General features: G+C 72.2%; 12 protein-coding genes. 4 read left to right on the top strand and 8 right to left on the bottom strand.

The genetic code is table 11. The features are described 5' to 3' along the window. Positions 1 to 3: 3 nt before the first annotated feature. Positions 4 to 1,749 (bottom strand): pilus assembly protein TadG-related protein, encoded by a 1,746-nt coding sequence (locus ACLBXP_RS11470; RefSeq protein WP_447667790.1) that lies wholly within the window; start codon positions 1,747 to 1,749, stop codon positions 4 to 6. A 225-nt stretch (positions 1,750 to 1,974) separates the two neighbouring features. On the opposite strand from ACLBXP_RS11470, the gene ACLBXP_RS11465 reads away from it, so the two are divergent. Beyond that, complete coding sequence (locus ACLBXP_RS11465; RefSeq protein WP_447667789.1) at positions 1,975 to 2,577, top strand: TadE/TadG family type IV pilus assembly protein; 603 nt, start codon at positions 1,975 to 1,977, stop codon at positions 2,575 to 2,577. Positions 2,578 to 2,580: 3 nt separating this feature from the next. Then, the gene (locus tag ACLBXP_RS11460) at positions 2,581 to 3,225 is read left to right on the top strand and encodes a TadE/TadG family type IV pilus assembly protein (RefSeq protein ID WP_447667788.1); all 645 of its coding nucleotides are present in this window, start codon (positions 2,581 to 2,583) and stop codon (positions 3,223 to 3,225) included. Positions 3,226 to 3,240: 15 nt separating this feature from the next. On the opposite strand, the gene ACLBXP_RS11455 is transcribed toward ACLBXP_RS11460, so the two are convergent. The 3 genes from ACLBXP_RS11455 to ACLBXP_RS11445 are packed head-to-tail and all read right to left on the bottom strand — an operon-like array spanning position 3,241 to position 6,406. Then, positions 3,241 to 4,806, bottom strand: a complete 1,566-nt coding sequence (locus tag ACLBXP_RS11455) for a PhnE/PtxC family ABC transporter permease (RefSeq protein ID WP_447667787.1) — start codon at positions 4,804 to 4,806, stop codon at positions 3,241 to 3,243. After that, on the bottom strand, positions 4,803 to 5,471 hold the full coding sequence (locus tag ACLBXP_RS11450) for an ATP-binding cassette domain-containing protein (protein WP_447667786.1): 669 nt from the start codon (positions 5,469 to 5,471) through the stop codon (positions 4,803 to 4,805). Before ACLBXP_RS11450 ends, ACLBXP_RS11455 begins: the two co-directional genes overlap by 4 nt. Before the next feature lie 11 nt (positions 5,472 to 5,482). Then, entirely contained in the window at positions 5,483 to 6,406 is a 924-nt protein-coding gene (locus tag ACLBXP_RS11445) for a putative selenate ABC transporter substrate-binding protein (protein WP_447667785.1), read from the bottom strand. A 192-nt stretch (positions 6,407 to 6,598) separates the two neighbouring features. Between ACLBXP_RS11445 and selD the strand changes: the two genes are divergently transcribed. Further along, positions 6,599 to 7,648 carry a selenide, water dikinase SelD gene (selD, locus tag ACLBXP_RS11440; RefSeq protein ID WP_447667784.1) on the top strand — a complete coding sequence of 350 codons (1,050 nt, stop codon included), beginning with the start codon at positions 6,599 to 6,601 and terminating at the stop codon, positions 7,646 to 7,648. 76 nt (positions 7,649 to 7,724) lie between these two features. On the opposite strand, the gene selB is transcribed toward selD, so the two are convergent. From selB to ACLBXP_RS11420, 4 genes are all read right to left on the bottom strand, one after another. Next, positions 7,725 to 9,659, bottom strand: coding sequence for a selenocysteine-specific translation elongation factor (selB, locus tag ACLBXP_RS11435; RefSeq protein ID WP_447667783.1), 1,935 nt, complete (start codon positions 9,657 to 9,659; stop codon positions 7,725 to 7,727). A gap of 68 nt (positions 9,660 to 9,727) precedes the next feature. After that, a complete protein-coding gene (locus tag ACLBXP_RS11430; RefSeq protein ID WP_447667782.1) occupies positions 9,728 to 10,711 on the bottom strand; it encodes an ABC transporter substrate-binding protein in 984 nt (327 codons plus the stop codon). Then, the gene (locus tag ACLBXP_RS11425) at positions 10,712 to 11,212 is read right to left on the bottom strand and encodes an ABC transporter substrate-binding protein (protein WP_447667781.1); all 501 of its coding nucleotides are present in this window, start codon (positions 11,210 to 11,212) and stop codon (positions 10,712 to 10,714) included. It lies immediately after the preceding gene. 146 nt (positions 11,213 to 11,358) lie between these two features. Beyond that, complete coding sequence (locus ACLBXP_RS11420) at positions 11,359 to 12,609, bottom strand: DNA topoisomerase IB (protein ID WP_447667780.1); 1,251 nt, start codon at positions 12,607 to 12,609, stop codon at positions 11,359 to 11,361. Between the two features lie 166 nt (positions 12,610 to 12,775). Between ACLBXP_RS11420 and ACLBXP_RS11415 the strand changes: the two genes are divergently transcribed. Further along, positions 12,776 to 13,936 (top strand): glycosyltransferase, encoded by a 1,161-nt coding sequence (locus tag ACLBXP_RS11415; protein ID WP_447667779.1) that lies wholly within the window; start codon positions 12,776 to 12,778, stop codon positions 13,934 to 13,936. Positions 13,937 to 13,947 lie beyond the last annotated feature (11 nt).

Genomic DNA, 13,947 nt, shown 5'->3' with positions numbered 1-13,947 from the left:
CCGTCACCGCGTGATGCGCAGCTTGCCGATGCTCTTGGCGATCTGCTCAAAGGCCGTGATCAGGCCGGTCGAGTCGTTCGCCACGTAGGCCTGGGCGGAGGAGCTAGCACAGTTCTGCAGGAGAGCCAGGCCGGGCTTGTCGATCGCATCCGAACTGGTGCTGAAGCCGATCGTGTAGACCGCGATGCCCTGGGCCTTGGCGTTGGTGCAGGCCTGCTGCGTCAGGGCGTCGATCGCCGCCCGGGACTGCGTGTCGTTCGTCGGGTTGGCCGTTCCGGTGATCAGGCGGCCGGATTTCCCGGATGCGCCCGCGACGGTGGTGCCGTCATCGTTGGTCACGTATCCCATCGGCCCGTACAGAGAGCCCTTGGCATTCGTAAGTCCGAGTCCCGAATTCGTATTCCAGGTGTTCTCGCCGTCGGTCATCAGGATCAAGACTTTGCGGACCGTGTTGGAATTGTATGGCGCCGCCTCCGCGAAAACGCTGATCGGGGAGATGGTTCGCCAGGCCCACATGAACCCTTCGAAGATGTTCGTGCTGCCCGACGCGACTAAGCTGGTGATCAGGGCCTTGAGCTTCGTGGTGTCGTTGGTGAGGCGCTGCAGGGGCTTGCTCGTACAGAGGAAGTTCGGCCCATTCGCGACGCCGATCCAGTTCGAGCTCGAAGACGAGTAGGCATTTGCGCCGTAGTATTTGCAGGCGCGCATGCCCGCCTCCTGGGGATTCATCGTTGCGGCGTCGCAGCCGGACTGGTTCGTATGGTCCTCCAGGTAGCTGTTCGCATAGGTCTGTCCCGACGAAACCGAGTAACGATCGTCCGTCTTGGGTGACGTGTCGTTCGCGGACTTCGCGATGACGGAGTAGCTCTTGGTGTCCCCGCCCGGCTCGTCGGGCGCCAGCATCGGCACGAAGTAGCTGTCCGGGTTGGTGATCGCCGGGGCGGCGTCGTTCACGTTGAGCGGATAGGGCAGGGTCTCCAGGCAGCCTGCCCAGCCCCAGTTCGCGTTGAGGGTCTTGAGCTGCGCGAAGATGTCGAAGCGGTTCTTGATCTTCGCCTTCACGGTTGCGTTGGCGCTCGCGAAGCTGACGTTGTTCCAGTGGAAGGACGACTTCGCCCCGCCGTCGATCCAGATGGTCGACGCGCCGTAGGTGTTCGGGTCGACCGCCACGCCGCTCGCGAAGGGCACGAGGGAGATCTTGGTGTCGGCGCTGAAGGCGTTGTTCGAGTAGACGTAGTCGATGAAGTTCTTGGCCGCCTGCTGGGCCGCGGCAAGCTTCGTGCCCGAGCCGCCGGAATTGTTCATCGACCCCGTCGTGTCGAGGGCGATGCCGATCTCGAACGTCTGCGGCATCGGCGTCGCGCATTGCGAGGTCGCGTCGACCGGGATCTTCTGCACGCCGAGGATGCGCGTGAAGGAGGTCGTGAAGCTGCCCGAGGCCTTGACGGTGATCTGGCGCGGATTGCTGGTGACGGGCAGGGGCGTCGTCACCGTCGCGCCCTCCGGCATGTAGGCGCCGACGAGACTGACCGCCTGCGCGTCGAGGGCGGCGTTCGTGGTCGTCAGCGGCGTCTGGCACAGGGTGAGCGCCGTGCCGTCGACGGCGTTCTGAAGCCGCGCGCGGAGCGCCGAGGCGCGTCCGTAATCGACGGCTGCCCCGGTGAGGAAGACGAGCGGGATGGCAGTGACGGCGAAGATCACGGCCACGTTGCCGCGCCGATCGCGGAAATAGCGCCCGAACTCCACCATCACACACCTCCGTCGAGAAGATGCTACTGGCGGTTGTTTCTTAAAACTTTGTCCTCCCAAACCCTCGGGATCGACGGCTATCCGACATGCGGACACGGCACTTTGCACAGGCTTTAGAAATTCTGCTGGCTTGAAGGACCCGGTTTAACCAAGCCGTCGAGGTTCCGCGCCCGGTTGCCGGCCCGTTTAAGTCGGCGTTAGCACCGCGACCGTAGGTGTGGGGTCATGCGGCATGGCCAACCCACGATTGCTCAGTCTCGCGCGGGAGCCTCCCGCGCCCGCGCGGCGCTGCGCCGCTTCGGCGGCGCCCGTCGGGGCACGACGGCGGTGGAGTTCGGGGTGCTGGCCTTCCCCTTCCTCGTGCTCCTCACCGGGCTCGTCGACACGGGCCTGACCTTCTGGGCGAGCCAGACCCTCGACGATGCCCTGGTGGACACGGCCCGCTCGATCCAGATCGGGCAGTTCCAGGCGTCGAACCAGGGCGTCACCGACACCACGGTCCTGCTCGCGAACCTGCGCACGCAGTTCTGCCAGGCGCGCGGCAAGACCCGGCCGACGATCTTCGACTGCCCGAGCGTGAAGCTCGAGGTCCAGACCTTCGCCTCGGTCGCGGCCGGCACCGCCCGCAACCCGCTCGACGCCGCGACCCGGGGCTGGACCGCCGATTTCGGCACCCGCTACGCCAATGCGGGGGCGAGCACGATCGTCGTGGTCCAGGCCGCCGTGAAGTACCCCACCTGGTTCAACATGCTCGGCATCACGCCGACCTTCTCGGACGGATCACGGCTGCTGCAGTCGGTGCTCGTGTTCCGCACCGAGCCGTTCTAGCCGATGGGCGCGCGCGGCACAGAGAAGCGGCCGGCCCGGCTGGCCTTCGCGCGGGCGCGCTCCGGGGTCGCCGCCATCGAGTTCGCCCTGATCGCGCCGCTCATGCTCGCCCTTCTGGTCGGCGGTTCGGAGATCGCCCGGGCGACCATGAACGTTCGGCGGGTCTCCGTGCTGACGCGGACGCTCGCCGACCTCACCTCCCTGGGCGACACCGTCTCGCCGATGGCTTCGGGCACCATGGGCGACATCTTCACCGCCTCGAAGCTGGTGCTCACGCCGTTCTCGGCGTCCGGCGTCGCCATGCGGGTGAGCGCCATCGGGGTCTACATGGTCGGCAGCACGCGCACGATCCGGGTGTGCTCGTCGGCGGGCTCCAACATCGTCGCGCGCCCGGTGGGCGTGGCGGGCGCCGACCTCGTGATCCCCCCGATCTACAACCGGAACGGCATGCGCCTCGTCGTGGCCGAGGTCTCGATGACTTACGCGCCGATGCTCGGCACCTCCTACGCGCAGCTCTTCGGTGCCGCGACGAGCAGCTTCCCGATCACCCGCACGGTGGTCTGGCCGACGCGCCAGGGAACCCCCTACACGAGCGGCGCCGACGACGAGGTGGTGCTGCCGAGCGGCAGCGCCTGCCCGAAGACCTGACGGCCCTCCGCGGCCTCAGCGGGCCGGCGCGGGCGGCCGGTCCGTCCCGGACAGGCGGGTCGGCAGGCTGCTGATGCGCAGCGCACGCCGCAGGCCGCGAGAGAGCGCATCGACGCCGACGGCCAGGAGGGCGCAGGCGACGATCAGCACCGCAGCCACGTCGAGGCGCAATTCGGAGATCGCCGCATCCACGTAGAAGCCGAGGGTCGCCACCCCGAGGATGCCGAGGATCGCGCTCTCGCGCAGGATGATCTCCCAGCGGTAGAGCAGGTAGGCGAGGAATTGCCCGTAGAGCCGCGGTACCGTCTCGTAGGCGTAGAGATCGAGCCCGCGCGACGCGTCGGGGCGGTAGGGCAGGGCGTCGGCGTGCCGCCCCATCAAGAAGCCGACGATGCCGGCATTGTGGATCGCGAGCGCCAGGATCGCGGGCAGCATCGATGGCCCGAGGAGCTGCAGCGCCACGTAGGCCAGCATGTACTCGGGCGTCGAGCGCACGGTCACGAGGAGTGCGCGGCCGAGGGGGTGCCCGACCGGGCCTGCGAAGCGCCGGGAGACGAGGGGGAAGAGCAGCAGCGCCCCGAGGCCCGTGGCCACCAGGGCGAGTTGCGCCAGGACGAGCGTGTTGAGGGTGCCGGGAAGCACCTGATCGACCAGGATCGGCCGCAGCCAGGCCCAGAGGCGGATCCAGGTGTCCGCCGTGTCGAGGGCCGCGCCGCGCAGGGGCGCCGGCACGATGTCGTGGCCGAGGAAGCGCGCGAGGCTCGCGCCCACGTCGGTCGTCCCGACCATGGGCGGCAGGGCCAGCAGGCTCCCGACCGCCAGCACCGGCAGGGTCGCGGGCCGGACCCAGAGGCGGCGGCTGCCGATCAGCACGTAGAAGACGAGCAGGAGCGCGCCGGCCTCCGCGTAGCGACCCTGCCGAAAGGCGGATTCGAGGTGGAAGCCCAGGGTGGGCAAGCCGATGAAGCCGAGCACCAGGGTCGAGCGCATCCCGCATTCGAGGCGGTAGAGCGTGTAGTGCCGGAAGGCCGCCGCGACCTCCGGCAGACGCGCGTAGGCGAAGGCCGAGACCGCGCCGGTGCCGGGGGGCAGGACGCGCAGCGCCGAGAGGTCGGCCTCCTCGATGATCTCGGAATAGACCTTGGCGCAGATGCCCGCGTAGGGGAGGGCGATGGCGAGGATGCCGGTCGTCGCCGAGAGGCCGAAGACCTGCATCAGCAGCAGCGCCCAGAACAGCTCGTGCACGGACCGCAGGCCCGCGCAGAGGATGCGGACGCTCCGCCATCGCGCGAAGGGGATCGCGAGGAGGAAGCCCGCGCCCGCGCCGAGCCCGACGCCGAGCACCGCGAAGGCCACCGTGTGGACGATGCTCCATCCCTCCACCGACAGAAGGTCGGGATGGATCAGGCCGCCGAGCAGGCGCTTGAGCTCGGCGAAGGGGGCGAGGCTCGAGACCTGGAGATCCGCGAGGAGAAGCGCGCCGAGCGCCGCGGCGACGAACCAGCCGCTCAGGGCGGCGTAGCCGGGCTCCGGCAGTCGACCCGCCCAGGCGGACGGGGCCCGGCCCCGCGGGTCGCTCACGCGGCGCGCTCGTAGTAGGGCGCGAGCGTCGCCGCATCGAGATCGCGCGCGGGGGCGTCGAGCACGATGCGGCCGGCCTCCAGCACCACGATCCGGTCCGCGTGGGCGAGGGCGAGGGCGACGTCGTGAAGGGCGAGCACGAGGGTCTCGTGGGTGCGGGCCATCTCGGTCAGGACGAGCGCCCCCTGCGCCCGGTCGAGGGCCGAGACCGGCTCGTCGGCGAGGAGGATCGGGCGGCCGTTGTAGAGGGCGCGGGCCACCGAGACCCGCTGCTGCTGGCCGCCCGAGAGCGCGCCGGCCTTGGCGCGGATCGCCTCCGACAGGCCGACCCGGGCGAGCACGGCCTCGACCGCCCGCCAGTCGGCGGCGGCCGGCCAGACGAGATTGCGCAGGTTGTGCAGCGTCGGGTTGCGGTCGAGCCGGCCCATGTAGACGTTGTGGAACACCGAGAGCGTGCGCACCAGCGCCGCCGCCTGCGGTACCAGGGCGATGCGCGCCGCGGCCTCGGCGTGGATGAGCCCGATCAGGGTCGACTTGCCGGCGCCCGAGCGGCCCATCAGCGCGACCCGCTCGCCGGCATGGATCGTCAGGTCGATGTCCCGCAGCACCGGCCGCCCGTCATAGGCGGCCGAGGCGCCGCGCAGCGCGATGACGGGCGGGTTCAAGGCGGGCGGGCTCAGTCGAGGAGGCCCGTGGACCGGCCGACCTCGATGAGCGGCTCGTAGGCGGCATTCGTCACGGGGATGAAGCGCGAGCGGCCGAACGGCTCCAGGATGGCCGGGTCGGTGATGCCGGTGAGCGCCGCCCGCAGGCGCTCGGTGAAGCCCGCGCCGTAGACCGCGTCTGCGTCGCCCCGCACCGTCCACTGGTAGTCCGGGAAGGGCGGGCTCTCCCAGATCACCGACACCGCCCGCGCGTCGACCTTGCCGGCCTTGGTGTCGAGGTCCCAGACCGAGTGGTCGACGGCGCCGACCGCGAAGGCGCCGGACTGCACGAGCTGGATCGTCCGGCTGTGATCCCCCGAGAAGCCCACCCGGGCGAACATTGCCTCCGGCGCCTTGCCGAAGGCCTGGCGGATGAAGAACTCGGGCATCAGCCGGCCGGAGGTCGAGGCGCGGGAGCCGAACGTGAAGGTCTTGCCCGAGATGCCCTGCGGGAAGTCCGCGCCCTTGGTGAGCCCCGTCCCGGCGTTCGCGATGAGGTAGGTCTTGAAGGCGGCGTCCTCCGCGCCCTGCGCGATGGCCTGGGAGCCCGGCACCGCCCGCCGGGCCTGCACGCCCGTGAAGCCGCCGAACCAGGCGAGCTGCACCTGCCCGTTGGTGAACGCGGTGACCGCGGCTGGGTAGTTCTTCACCGGGATGTAGCGAACGGGCACGCCGAGCTTGCCTTCGAGATACGCCGCGACCCGTCCGAAGCGCTCGACGAGGCGGCTCTCGTCCTGGTCGGGGATGCCCGTGAAGACGAAGGTCGGCGCTGCCGCCCCCTGCGCGAGGGCGACGCCTGTCCAGCCTAGAGCGACGCCTGTCCAGGCAATGGCGGCGCCTGTCCGGCCAGTGGCGCGCGCGACGGACAGCAGGACGCCGCGAACCCAGTCAATCATCGTGTCGGGTCTCCGTTCCGGTGCTCGGGGGTTATCGATTCCGGCCAGCCTGGGACCCGATCGCGCGCAATCGGAATCCCGGTCGTCGGTGGCCTTGAGGCCGACGCATCCTCCCCGTTCGCGGGCGCCGATGCTAGGGGGTGCGGGGAGCGGCGCCCACCGACACGGCGCGCGGCCTCACGAGGAGCGACCATGACCGCCGACCCCGTCCGCCTGACGAGCCTCGCCCACGGCGGCGGCTGCGGCTGCAAGCTCGATCCGGCGGTGCTGCGCGGCCTGCTGGCAGACCAGCCCGTGGCGGGGCCGTTCGAGCGCCTCCTCGTCGGCAACGAGACGTCGGACGACGCAGCGGTCTGGGCCCTCGACGACGGCACCTGCCTGATCGCCACCACGGACTTCTTCACGCCGATGGTGGACGACCCCCACGATTTCGGCCGCATCGCCGCGACGAACGCCATCTCGGACGTCTACGCCATGGGCGGGCGCCCGCTGATGGCGCTCGCGATCCTCGGCATGCCGGTGGGCCGGATCGCCCCCGAGACCGTGGCGGCGATCCTGCGCGGCGGCGCCAGCCTCTGCGCCGAGGCCGGCATCCCGGTCGCGGGCGGCCATTCCATCGACACCCCCGAGCCGATCTACGGCCTCGCGGTCATCGGCACCTGCCGGCGGGCGGACGTGCGCCGGAACAGCGATGCGCGCGCGGGCGACGCCCTGATCCTCACGAAGCCCCTCGGCGTCGGGGTCTACTCCGCCGCGATCAAGCGGGACGCCCTGCCGGAGGGCGGCTACGCGGAGTTCGTCGGTACCACCACGCTGCTCAACCGGGTCGGCGCGGACCTCGCCCGCGACCCGGACGTGCACGCCATGACGGACGTCACCGGCTTCGGCCTCGTCGGGCACGGGCTCGAAGTCGCCCGGGGCGCGGGCCTGTCCCTGGTGATCGAGCGGGAGGCCGTGCCGCTCCTCGTTCATGCCGAGGCACTCGCGCGGGCCGGCTTCGTCACCGGGGCCTCGCACCGCAACTGGGCGGCCTTCGGTGCCGAGGTGGTGCTGCCGCCGGCGTTTCCGGACTGGCGTCGCCATCTCCTCACCGATCCGCAGACCTCGGGCGGCCTGCTGCTCTCCTGCGCGCCGGCCCGGGCCAGCGAGATCCGCGACCGCATCCGCGCGGCGGACTACCCCTCCGCCGCGATCGTCGGCCGCCTCGAGGACGGACCGGCGGGTCTGCGCATCGGCGCCTGATACGCGGCACGATCCTGCCGGACGCACCCCGCGCTCAGCGTCCGCGCGTTCGGCCGGGGTGCATCCGCCGTGCCGGTCATGCCCCGGCGTCCTCGATTGCGAAGATCGCCTGCCGGTCGCCCCGGATCCGGCGGCCCTCGTGAAGGCGGGTGGTGAAGCCCGCGGCGTCGAAGTGCTCCAGGAGCGGCATGGTGATGTTGCGCCCGATCCCGGCAGCCTCGCGGAAGCTTCCGACCGTGAGGAGGCCCTCCGGGTGCCCCGCGGCCACCCGCTCGGCCAGCTCGGCCAACGCGGCAGCGGCCGCGGGCAGGACGTAGTAGGACGTCGAGATGCGGCGGAGCCAGCCGAGGCGACCGAGCTTGTCCAGCAGCGGGCGGATCTCGTCCGGCTCGACGCTCAGGCTCTCGGCGAGGTGCGCGATGCGCAGCTGGTCGAGGCCGGCGGCACCCTGCAGGGCGCGGATCCGCTCCCACAGCTCGGCATCGACCGGGGCGAGGCGCACGCGATGCCCGGGTCGGTGGAAGACGCGGCCGCGCCGCGCGACCGCTCCCGCCTCGATGAGGCCCGTGAGCGTCGGCCGCAGGGCGGCGTGGAGCGCCCGGGGTGTGAGCGCCTGGATCTCGTCGAGGGTGAGGCCCGGATCATCGGGCTCCGCCGCGTGCCGCGCGTCGAGGGCGGCGAGGATCTGCGCGCCGAGGGCCGAGAGGCGGGTCCCGGCGAAGCCGAGGCGCCCGGCGGGGCCGGGAATCGCGACCGCCGCCGCCGCGCCGAGGAGCGCCGGCTCCCGCGCGGCGGCGATGTTCCGGATGCGGCGGAAATGGTCGAGGTCGAGCCCGCCCTCGGCCGCCGCCAGGGCCCGCGCCAGGGCCGCCCCGTCATCGGGCTCCGCGAGGGCATCGAGCATCGCGCGGCGGCTCGGGCTGCGCAGGCCGCGGCGGGGCCCAAACGGATCGATGACCCGGCCGCCGCCGAGGGTGCGCCGGGCCGAGACGTCGCGCAGCACGAAGCGGTCGCCGCCGAGGGCGCCGATGGCCGCGTCGAGCGTCACCTGCGCCAGTGCCTCCTCGCCGGGCGCGAGGGCGCGCTCGTCGAGGAGCAGCACGCGGCCGGCGACCGCGGCGGCCCCGAGGTGGAGCTGAACGGGCGTCCGGTGCCGCAGGTCCCGGGCCTCGCCGGGCAGCAGGCGCAGGCGCACGTCGAGGCGCGTCGCCGGGGCGTGGAGGTCCGGCGCGAGGAGCCAGTCGCCCCGGTGCAGGTCCTCGCGGGAGAGACGGGGCCCCACGATGTTGAGGGCGCAGCGCTCGCCGGCCCGGCCGTGCTCGGCCTCCCGGTCCTGGGCGCGAATGCCGCGCACGCGCACCTCGCGGTCGCCCGGCGAGAGGGTGAGCCGGTCGCCCACCCGCACCGTGCCGGCATGGACCGCCCCCGTCACCACGAGACCGACGCCCGGCAGCGTGAAGTGGCGGTCGATGGCAAGGCGGAAGCCCGCCTCGGCCGGGAGCCCGCGCCGGGGCAGGGCGGCGAGCCCGGCGAGCGCGGCGGACAGCTCCGCGAGGCCGGCACCGGTCCGGGCGGAGCAGGGCAGGATCGGGGCGCCGGCGAGCGCCGTCCCGGCCAGGACGGCGCGCAATTCGGTGCCGAGCGCGGCGAGGCGCTCCGGCCCGACGCGGTCGAACTTGGTGATCGCCACGAGGCCGCGGTCGAGGCCGAGCAGGTCGAGGATCGCGAGGTGCTCGCGGGTCTGGGGCATCACGCCGTCGTCGGCCGCCACCGCGAGGAGCGCGCAATCGACGCCGGTGGCGCCCGCCACCATGGTGCGCACCAGCCGCTCGTGGCCCGGGACGTCGACGAAGCCGAGGGGCGCGGCGCCGACCTGCCCGTAGGCGAAGCCGAGATCGAGGGTGATGCCGCGGGCCTTCTCCTCGGGCAGGCGGTCGGCGTCGATGCCGGTGAGCGCCCGCACGAGCGCGGTCTTGCCGTGGTCGATGTGCCCGGCCGTCGCGACGATCATCGCCTGTCCTCGACTGAGCCCGTCGCGGGGGAGGGCGCGGTGCGGAGGCTCGCACCGCGCCCGGTCGTTCAGCCCTTGATGCGGGTCTCCGCGAGCTCCGACATGCAGGTGTCGTAGGGCGTGAAGGCCACCCGGTCAGAGACCGCGAACAGGGTGAAGGGCGCGTACAGGAACAGGCACTTGGCCTCGTCCTGGATGAAGCGCTCCACCTCGCGCACGACACCTTCCTGCTCGGGCTCCCGGTTGGTGCGCAGGAGCTTCGCGTAGAGGGCGTCGAAGGCCGGATCCGCGGGGCCCTGGCGCAGGACGCCGTCCGCCCCGAAGAACTCGCGGTGCACGCAGGCCACCGGATATTGCGGCGTCCAGTCGAAGTACCATTCGAGCTTGACGTCGAAATCCTCCGGCGGCTCCTCCTTGGAGATGACCGGGCGCACCGTGAGCCCGACCTTCGCCAGGCACTCACCGATCGCCGCGACCACCCCCTGCTGCGAGGGCGAGCCGACGACCACGATCTCCCGCCGGGGCAGGCGATCGAGGGCGGCCCGCGCCGCCTCCGCGTCGTGCGGGATCGGCCGCATCTCCGGGTCCGCGCCGTACCGGCCGGGCTGGATGAAGGCCGGGATGACCGTCCCGTAGCCGTGCGCGCCGGTGTCGAGCACGAACTGCCGGTCGATCGCCGCGTTGAGGGCGCGGCGCAGGGCCGGGTCGCGCCAGGGCGAATCCGGGCTCCGCTCGTTGAAGACGCCGCAGAGGATCGCCTTCGCGGCCTTCGTCTGGATGCGCCCGTGCTCGCTCGCCGGAAAGGCCTTGGCCTCGTCGGGCGTGAGGTCGAACACCACGTCGACGCGGCCATCGCCCTCCGCCACCGAGCGGATGGCCTCGGCCTTGCCGATGGCATTGTCGTAGACGATCCGGACCGTCGGCGTGCGGTCGGGATTCCAGTAGCTCTCGTTGGGCTCGAGGACGACCCGGTCGGACCGGGACTCGATCAGCGAGACGCCTTCAGTGAGCACGAACGGGCCAGTCCCCCACGGACCAGGCGCGTCGATCACTCACCAATGGCCCTCGGCCGAGCCCGTCTTCGGGTCGACGAAGCCCCACTCGTTCCAGAAGCGCGTGGAGGGCAGGTGCATGCCTCGCAGCTTCATCAGGGCCGCCGAATCGCCCCCGGGGAAACGCATCCGCACGGTCTCGTCGTCCACGACCTCGCAGGTCACGTCGCGGGCGAAGTTCAGGAAGGCGCCCGGCGGGTGCGGGTTGGTCCATTCCTGGACCTTGTCGAAGCCAAGCTTGAACATGCGGGCGTCGAAGCGCTCACCGTCCTGGTAGACGGCCTCGCGCATCTTCAGCTCCAGCGTCTCGTCGTCGAGCCACTGCCAGCTCCGCGCCAGGCTCGGCTGGCCGATGCCGGCATGGTCGACGCGGTTGGCCTCCTCCATGGTGTTCCAGGTGATGGAGAGCCAGTTGACGGGTGAGGGATCGACCACCGTCACGGTGTTGTGCGGTCCCCAGGACCGCCCGCCACCGGGGTCGCCGGTTGCAGGATTGGGCATGCTTCCTCCTGTCGTTCTGTTCTGCCCGCGATGCGGGTCTGCCCGCCATGCGGGTTCGACGGAAGGTAGCGCAGGATCAATCGGGCGCAATCGATCTCCGGTCGCGATGCCGTGAGGAGTCCGGGGGAGGCGGAGCCGCGCCGCGGTCAGCCGGCGCTCGGCGAGGCCGCCGCGGCCGGCTGACCGCGCGTCCGGCCCCCCGCGGGCTTCCGCGCCTTCTTCGGCGGTGGCTTCCTGTCCGAGGTCTTGGGTGCGGAGGTCTTGCGTGCCGGCGTCTTGCGTGCCGGCGTCTTGCGCCGCTCCGGCGAAGCCTTCGCCTCCGATTCCGCCGCCTCCAGACGGGTGCGCAGCAGGGTCAGGACGGCGGCCTCTTCGGGCTTCAGCGCGTCCAGCTGCTCGCAAAGCTCGGTGTCGACCGCGTCCTTGATCTGCAGGAGGAGTCCACCCTCCAGGTAGCAGTCGAGGATCTCGGGGTGGATGTAGCACTTGCGGCAGATCGTCGGCGTGTTGCCGAGCCGCGCGGACACGTCCTCGATCGCCGCGCGGACGTTCTTCTTGGCCTTGGCCTCGCTGTCGAACGCCTCGAACGCGCGCAGCGCCAGGGCCGCCAGCACCGTGCCGGCCCAGGTGCGGAAATCCTTGGCGGTGATGTCCTGGCCGGTGATCTCGCGCAGGTAGGCGTTCACGTCCGCCGAGGTCACGTCGCGCTGGGTGCCCTCGCCGTCGATGTACTGGAACAGTTCCTGGCCGGGCAGGTCCTGGCAGGCCTTGACGATGCGCGCGACCCGCCGGTCCTTCACGGCGAGGTCCCAGGTCTTGCCGCTCTTGCCCTTGAACCGGAACCGCAGGGCGGAGCCCGCGATCTTGACGTGCGGGTCGCGAAGCGTCGTCAGGCCGTAGCTGCGGTTGGTCCGGGCGTAATCGTCGTTGCCGACGCGGATCAGCGTCGTCTCCAGGAGGTGCACCACCGTCGCCAGCACCTTCTCGCGCGGCAGGCCCTGGCGGCGCATGTCCGCGTCGATGCGGGTGCGGATGCCCGGCAGCGCGTCGGCGAAGCGCATGATGTGGCTGAACTTGGTGGAGTCCCGCGCCTCGCGGAAATCGGGGTGGTAGCGGTACTGCTTGCGCCCCTTGGCGTCCCGGCCCGTCGCCTGGATGTGGCCGTTGCGACGCGGGCAGATCCAGACGTCCGTGTAGGCCGGAGGGATCGCGAGGGCGCGGATGCGCGCGAGCGTGGCCGGATCGCGCACCGGCGCGCCCTTGGCGTCGAGGTAGCGGAAGCCCTTTCCACTGCGGCGCCGGGTCAGCCCCGCCATGCCGTCGTCGACGTAGGAAAGCCCGGCCTCCGAGGCCGCATCCCGCGGATCGACCGCTCCCCCATCGACGCCGGACGCCATGCGACGCAACTCCTCCCGTTCGTTCGGCGACAACCGGCGGGCCCGCGCGGGTGTTCCGGGGGCGGCCCGCGTCAGGAAGGCCAGCTCCGCGCGGCGCACCCGGACCTCGAAGAACGGGGCCGCGGAGGCTGAGGCGGTGGGCGGGCGCCCGTGCTAAGTGCCGCGGATGGACACGCCCGCGCTCGCCCCGTCGCCGATCCCCCCGAAGCGCCTCGTCTTCGTCGTCACCGAGGACTGGTTCTTTGCCTCCCACTTCCTGCCGATGGCCCGCGCCGCGATCGCGCTCGGCCTCTCGGTGGCGGTGGTGACGCGGGTGCGCGACCACCGGGCCGCCATCGAGGCCACCGGTGCCCGGGTGGTGCCCCTGGAGGCCGAGCGATCGAGCCTCAACCCGATGACCTCGGGCTACGTCACCGGCCAGCTCGCGGCGATCCTGAAGGCGCTGCAGGCCGACATCGTCCACTGCATCGCCCTGCGCGGCATCCTGATCGGGGGCGCGGCGGCCGCGATGGCGGGGGTGCCGGCCCGGATCTACGCCGTCACCGGCCTCGGGCTGATCGGCGCGCGGGAGGACCGGGTCGGCCGCCTCGCCCGGACGGGCCTGCGCCACCTGATCCGCAGCGGCCTCGCCTCGCGCCGCACGCGCTTCCTGTTCGAGAATCCCGACGACGCCCGGGCGCTCGGCCTGGACCCGGCCGACACGGCGGTGACGATCGTGGGGGGCGCCGGGGTGGATCCGGAGGCCTTCGCGCCGCAGCCGATGCCCGCGCAGCCGCCGCTGCGGGTGGCGATCGTCGCGCGGATGCTGTGGTCGAAAGGCGTCGACGTCGCCGTGGAAGCGGTGCGGCTCGCGCGGGCCGAGGGCGCGGCCGTGGAGCTCGGCCTTTACGGCGCGCCCGACCCCTCGAACCGGCGGGCCGTCCCGGAGGCGACGCTCCGCGACTGGTCGCGGGACGGGGTCGCCTGGCACGGGCCGACCCGCGACGCCGCGTCGGTCTTCGCCGCCCACCACGTCGGCTGCCTGCCCTCCCGCGGCGGCGAGGGCCTGCCGCGCACGCTCCTCGAAGCCGCCGCCTGCGGCCGCGCGCTCCTAACCACCGACGTGCCGGGCTGCCGCGCGCTGGTGCGGGACGGGGTCGAGGGCCTCGTCGTCCCCCCCGGCGACGCGCAGGCGCTCGCCGCGGCCCTCGTCCGGCTCGCGGGCGATCCCGGCCTCGTGGCCGCCCTCGGCAAGGCCGCCCGCGCCCGCATCCTGGCCGGCGGCTACACCGAGGCCGCGGTGGCCGAGGCGGTGGCGGGGATCTACCGCGAACTCGCGGCCGCGTGAGCCAGGCCCCG

The organism is Methylobacterium sp. A54F, assembly GCF_053346035.1.
Note: the sequence above shows the minus strand (reverse complement) of the source record. Positions and strands in the feature narration are given on the sequence as shown.

Excerpts from the sequence above, each read along its gene's own strand:
- ACLBXP_RS11425 (WP_447667781.1), bottom strand. The coding sequence starts at position 11,212 with ATGCCCAATCCTGCAACCGGCGACCCCGGTGGCGGGCGGTCCTGGGGA.
- selD (WP_447667784.1), top strand. The coding sequence starts at position 6,599 with ATGACCGCCGACCCCGTCCGCCTGACGAGCCTCGCCCACGGCGGCGGC.
- ACLBXP_RS11465 (WP_447667789.1), top strand. The coding sequence starts at position 1,975 with ATGCGGCATGGCCAACCCACGATTGCTCAGTCTCGCGCGGGAGCCTCC.
- ACLBXP_RS11420 (WP_447667780.1), bottom strand. The coding sequence starts at position 12,609 with ATGGCGTCCGGCGTCGATGGGGGAGCGGTCGATCCGCGGGATGCGGCC.
- ACLBXP_RS11460 (WP_447667788.1), top strand. The coding sequence starts at position 2,581 with ATGGGCGCGCGCGGCACAGAGAAGCGGCCGGCCCGGCTGGCCTTCGCG.
- ACLBXP_RS11415 (WP_447667779.1), top strand. The coding sequence starts at position 12,776 with ATGGACACGCCCGCGCTCGCCCCGTCGCCGATCCCCCCGAAGCGCCTC.
- ACLBXP_RS11470 (WP_447667790.1), bottom strand. The coding sequence starts at position 1,749 with ATGGTGGAGTTCGGGCGCTATTTCCGCGATCGGCGCGGCAACGTGGCC.
- ACLBXP_RS11445 (WP_447667785.1), bottom strand. The coding sequence starts at position 6,406 with ATGATTGACTGGGTTCGCGGCGTCCTGCTGTCCGTCGCGCGCGCCACT.
- selB (WP_447667783.1), bottom strand. The coding sequence starts at position 9,659 with ATGATCGTCGCGACGGCCGGGCACATCGACCACGGCAAGACCGCGCTC.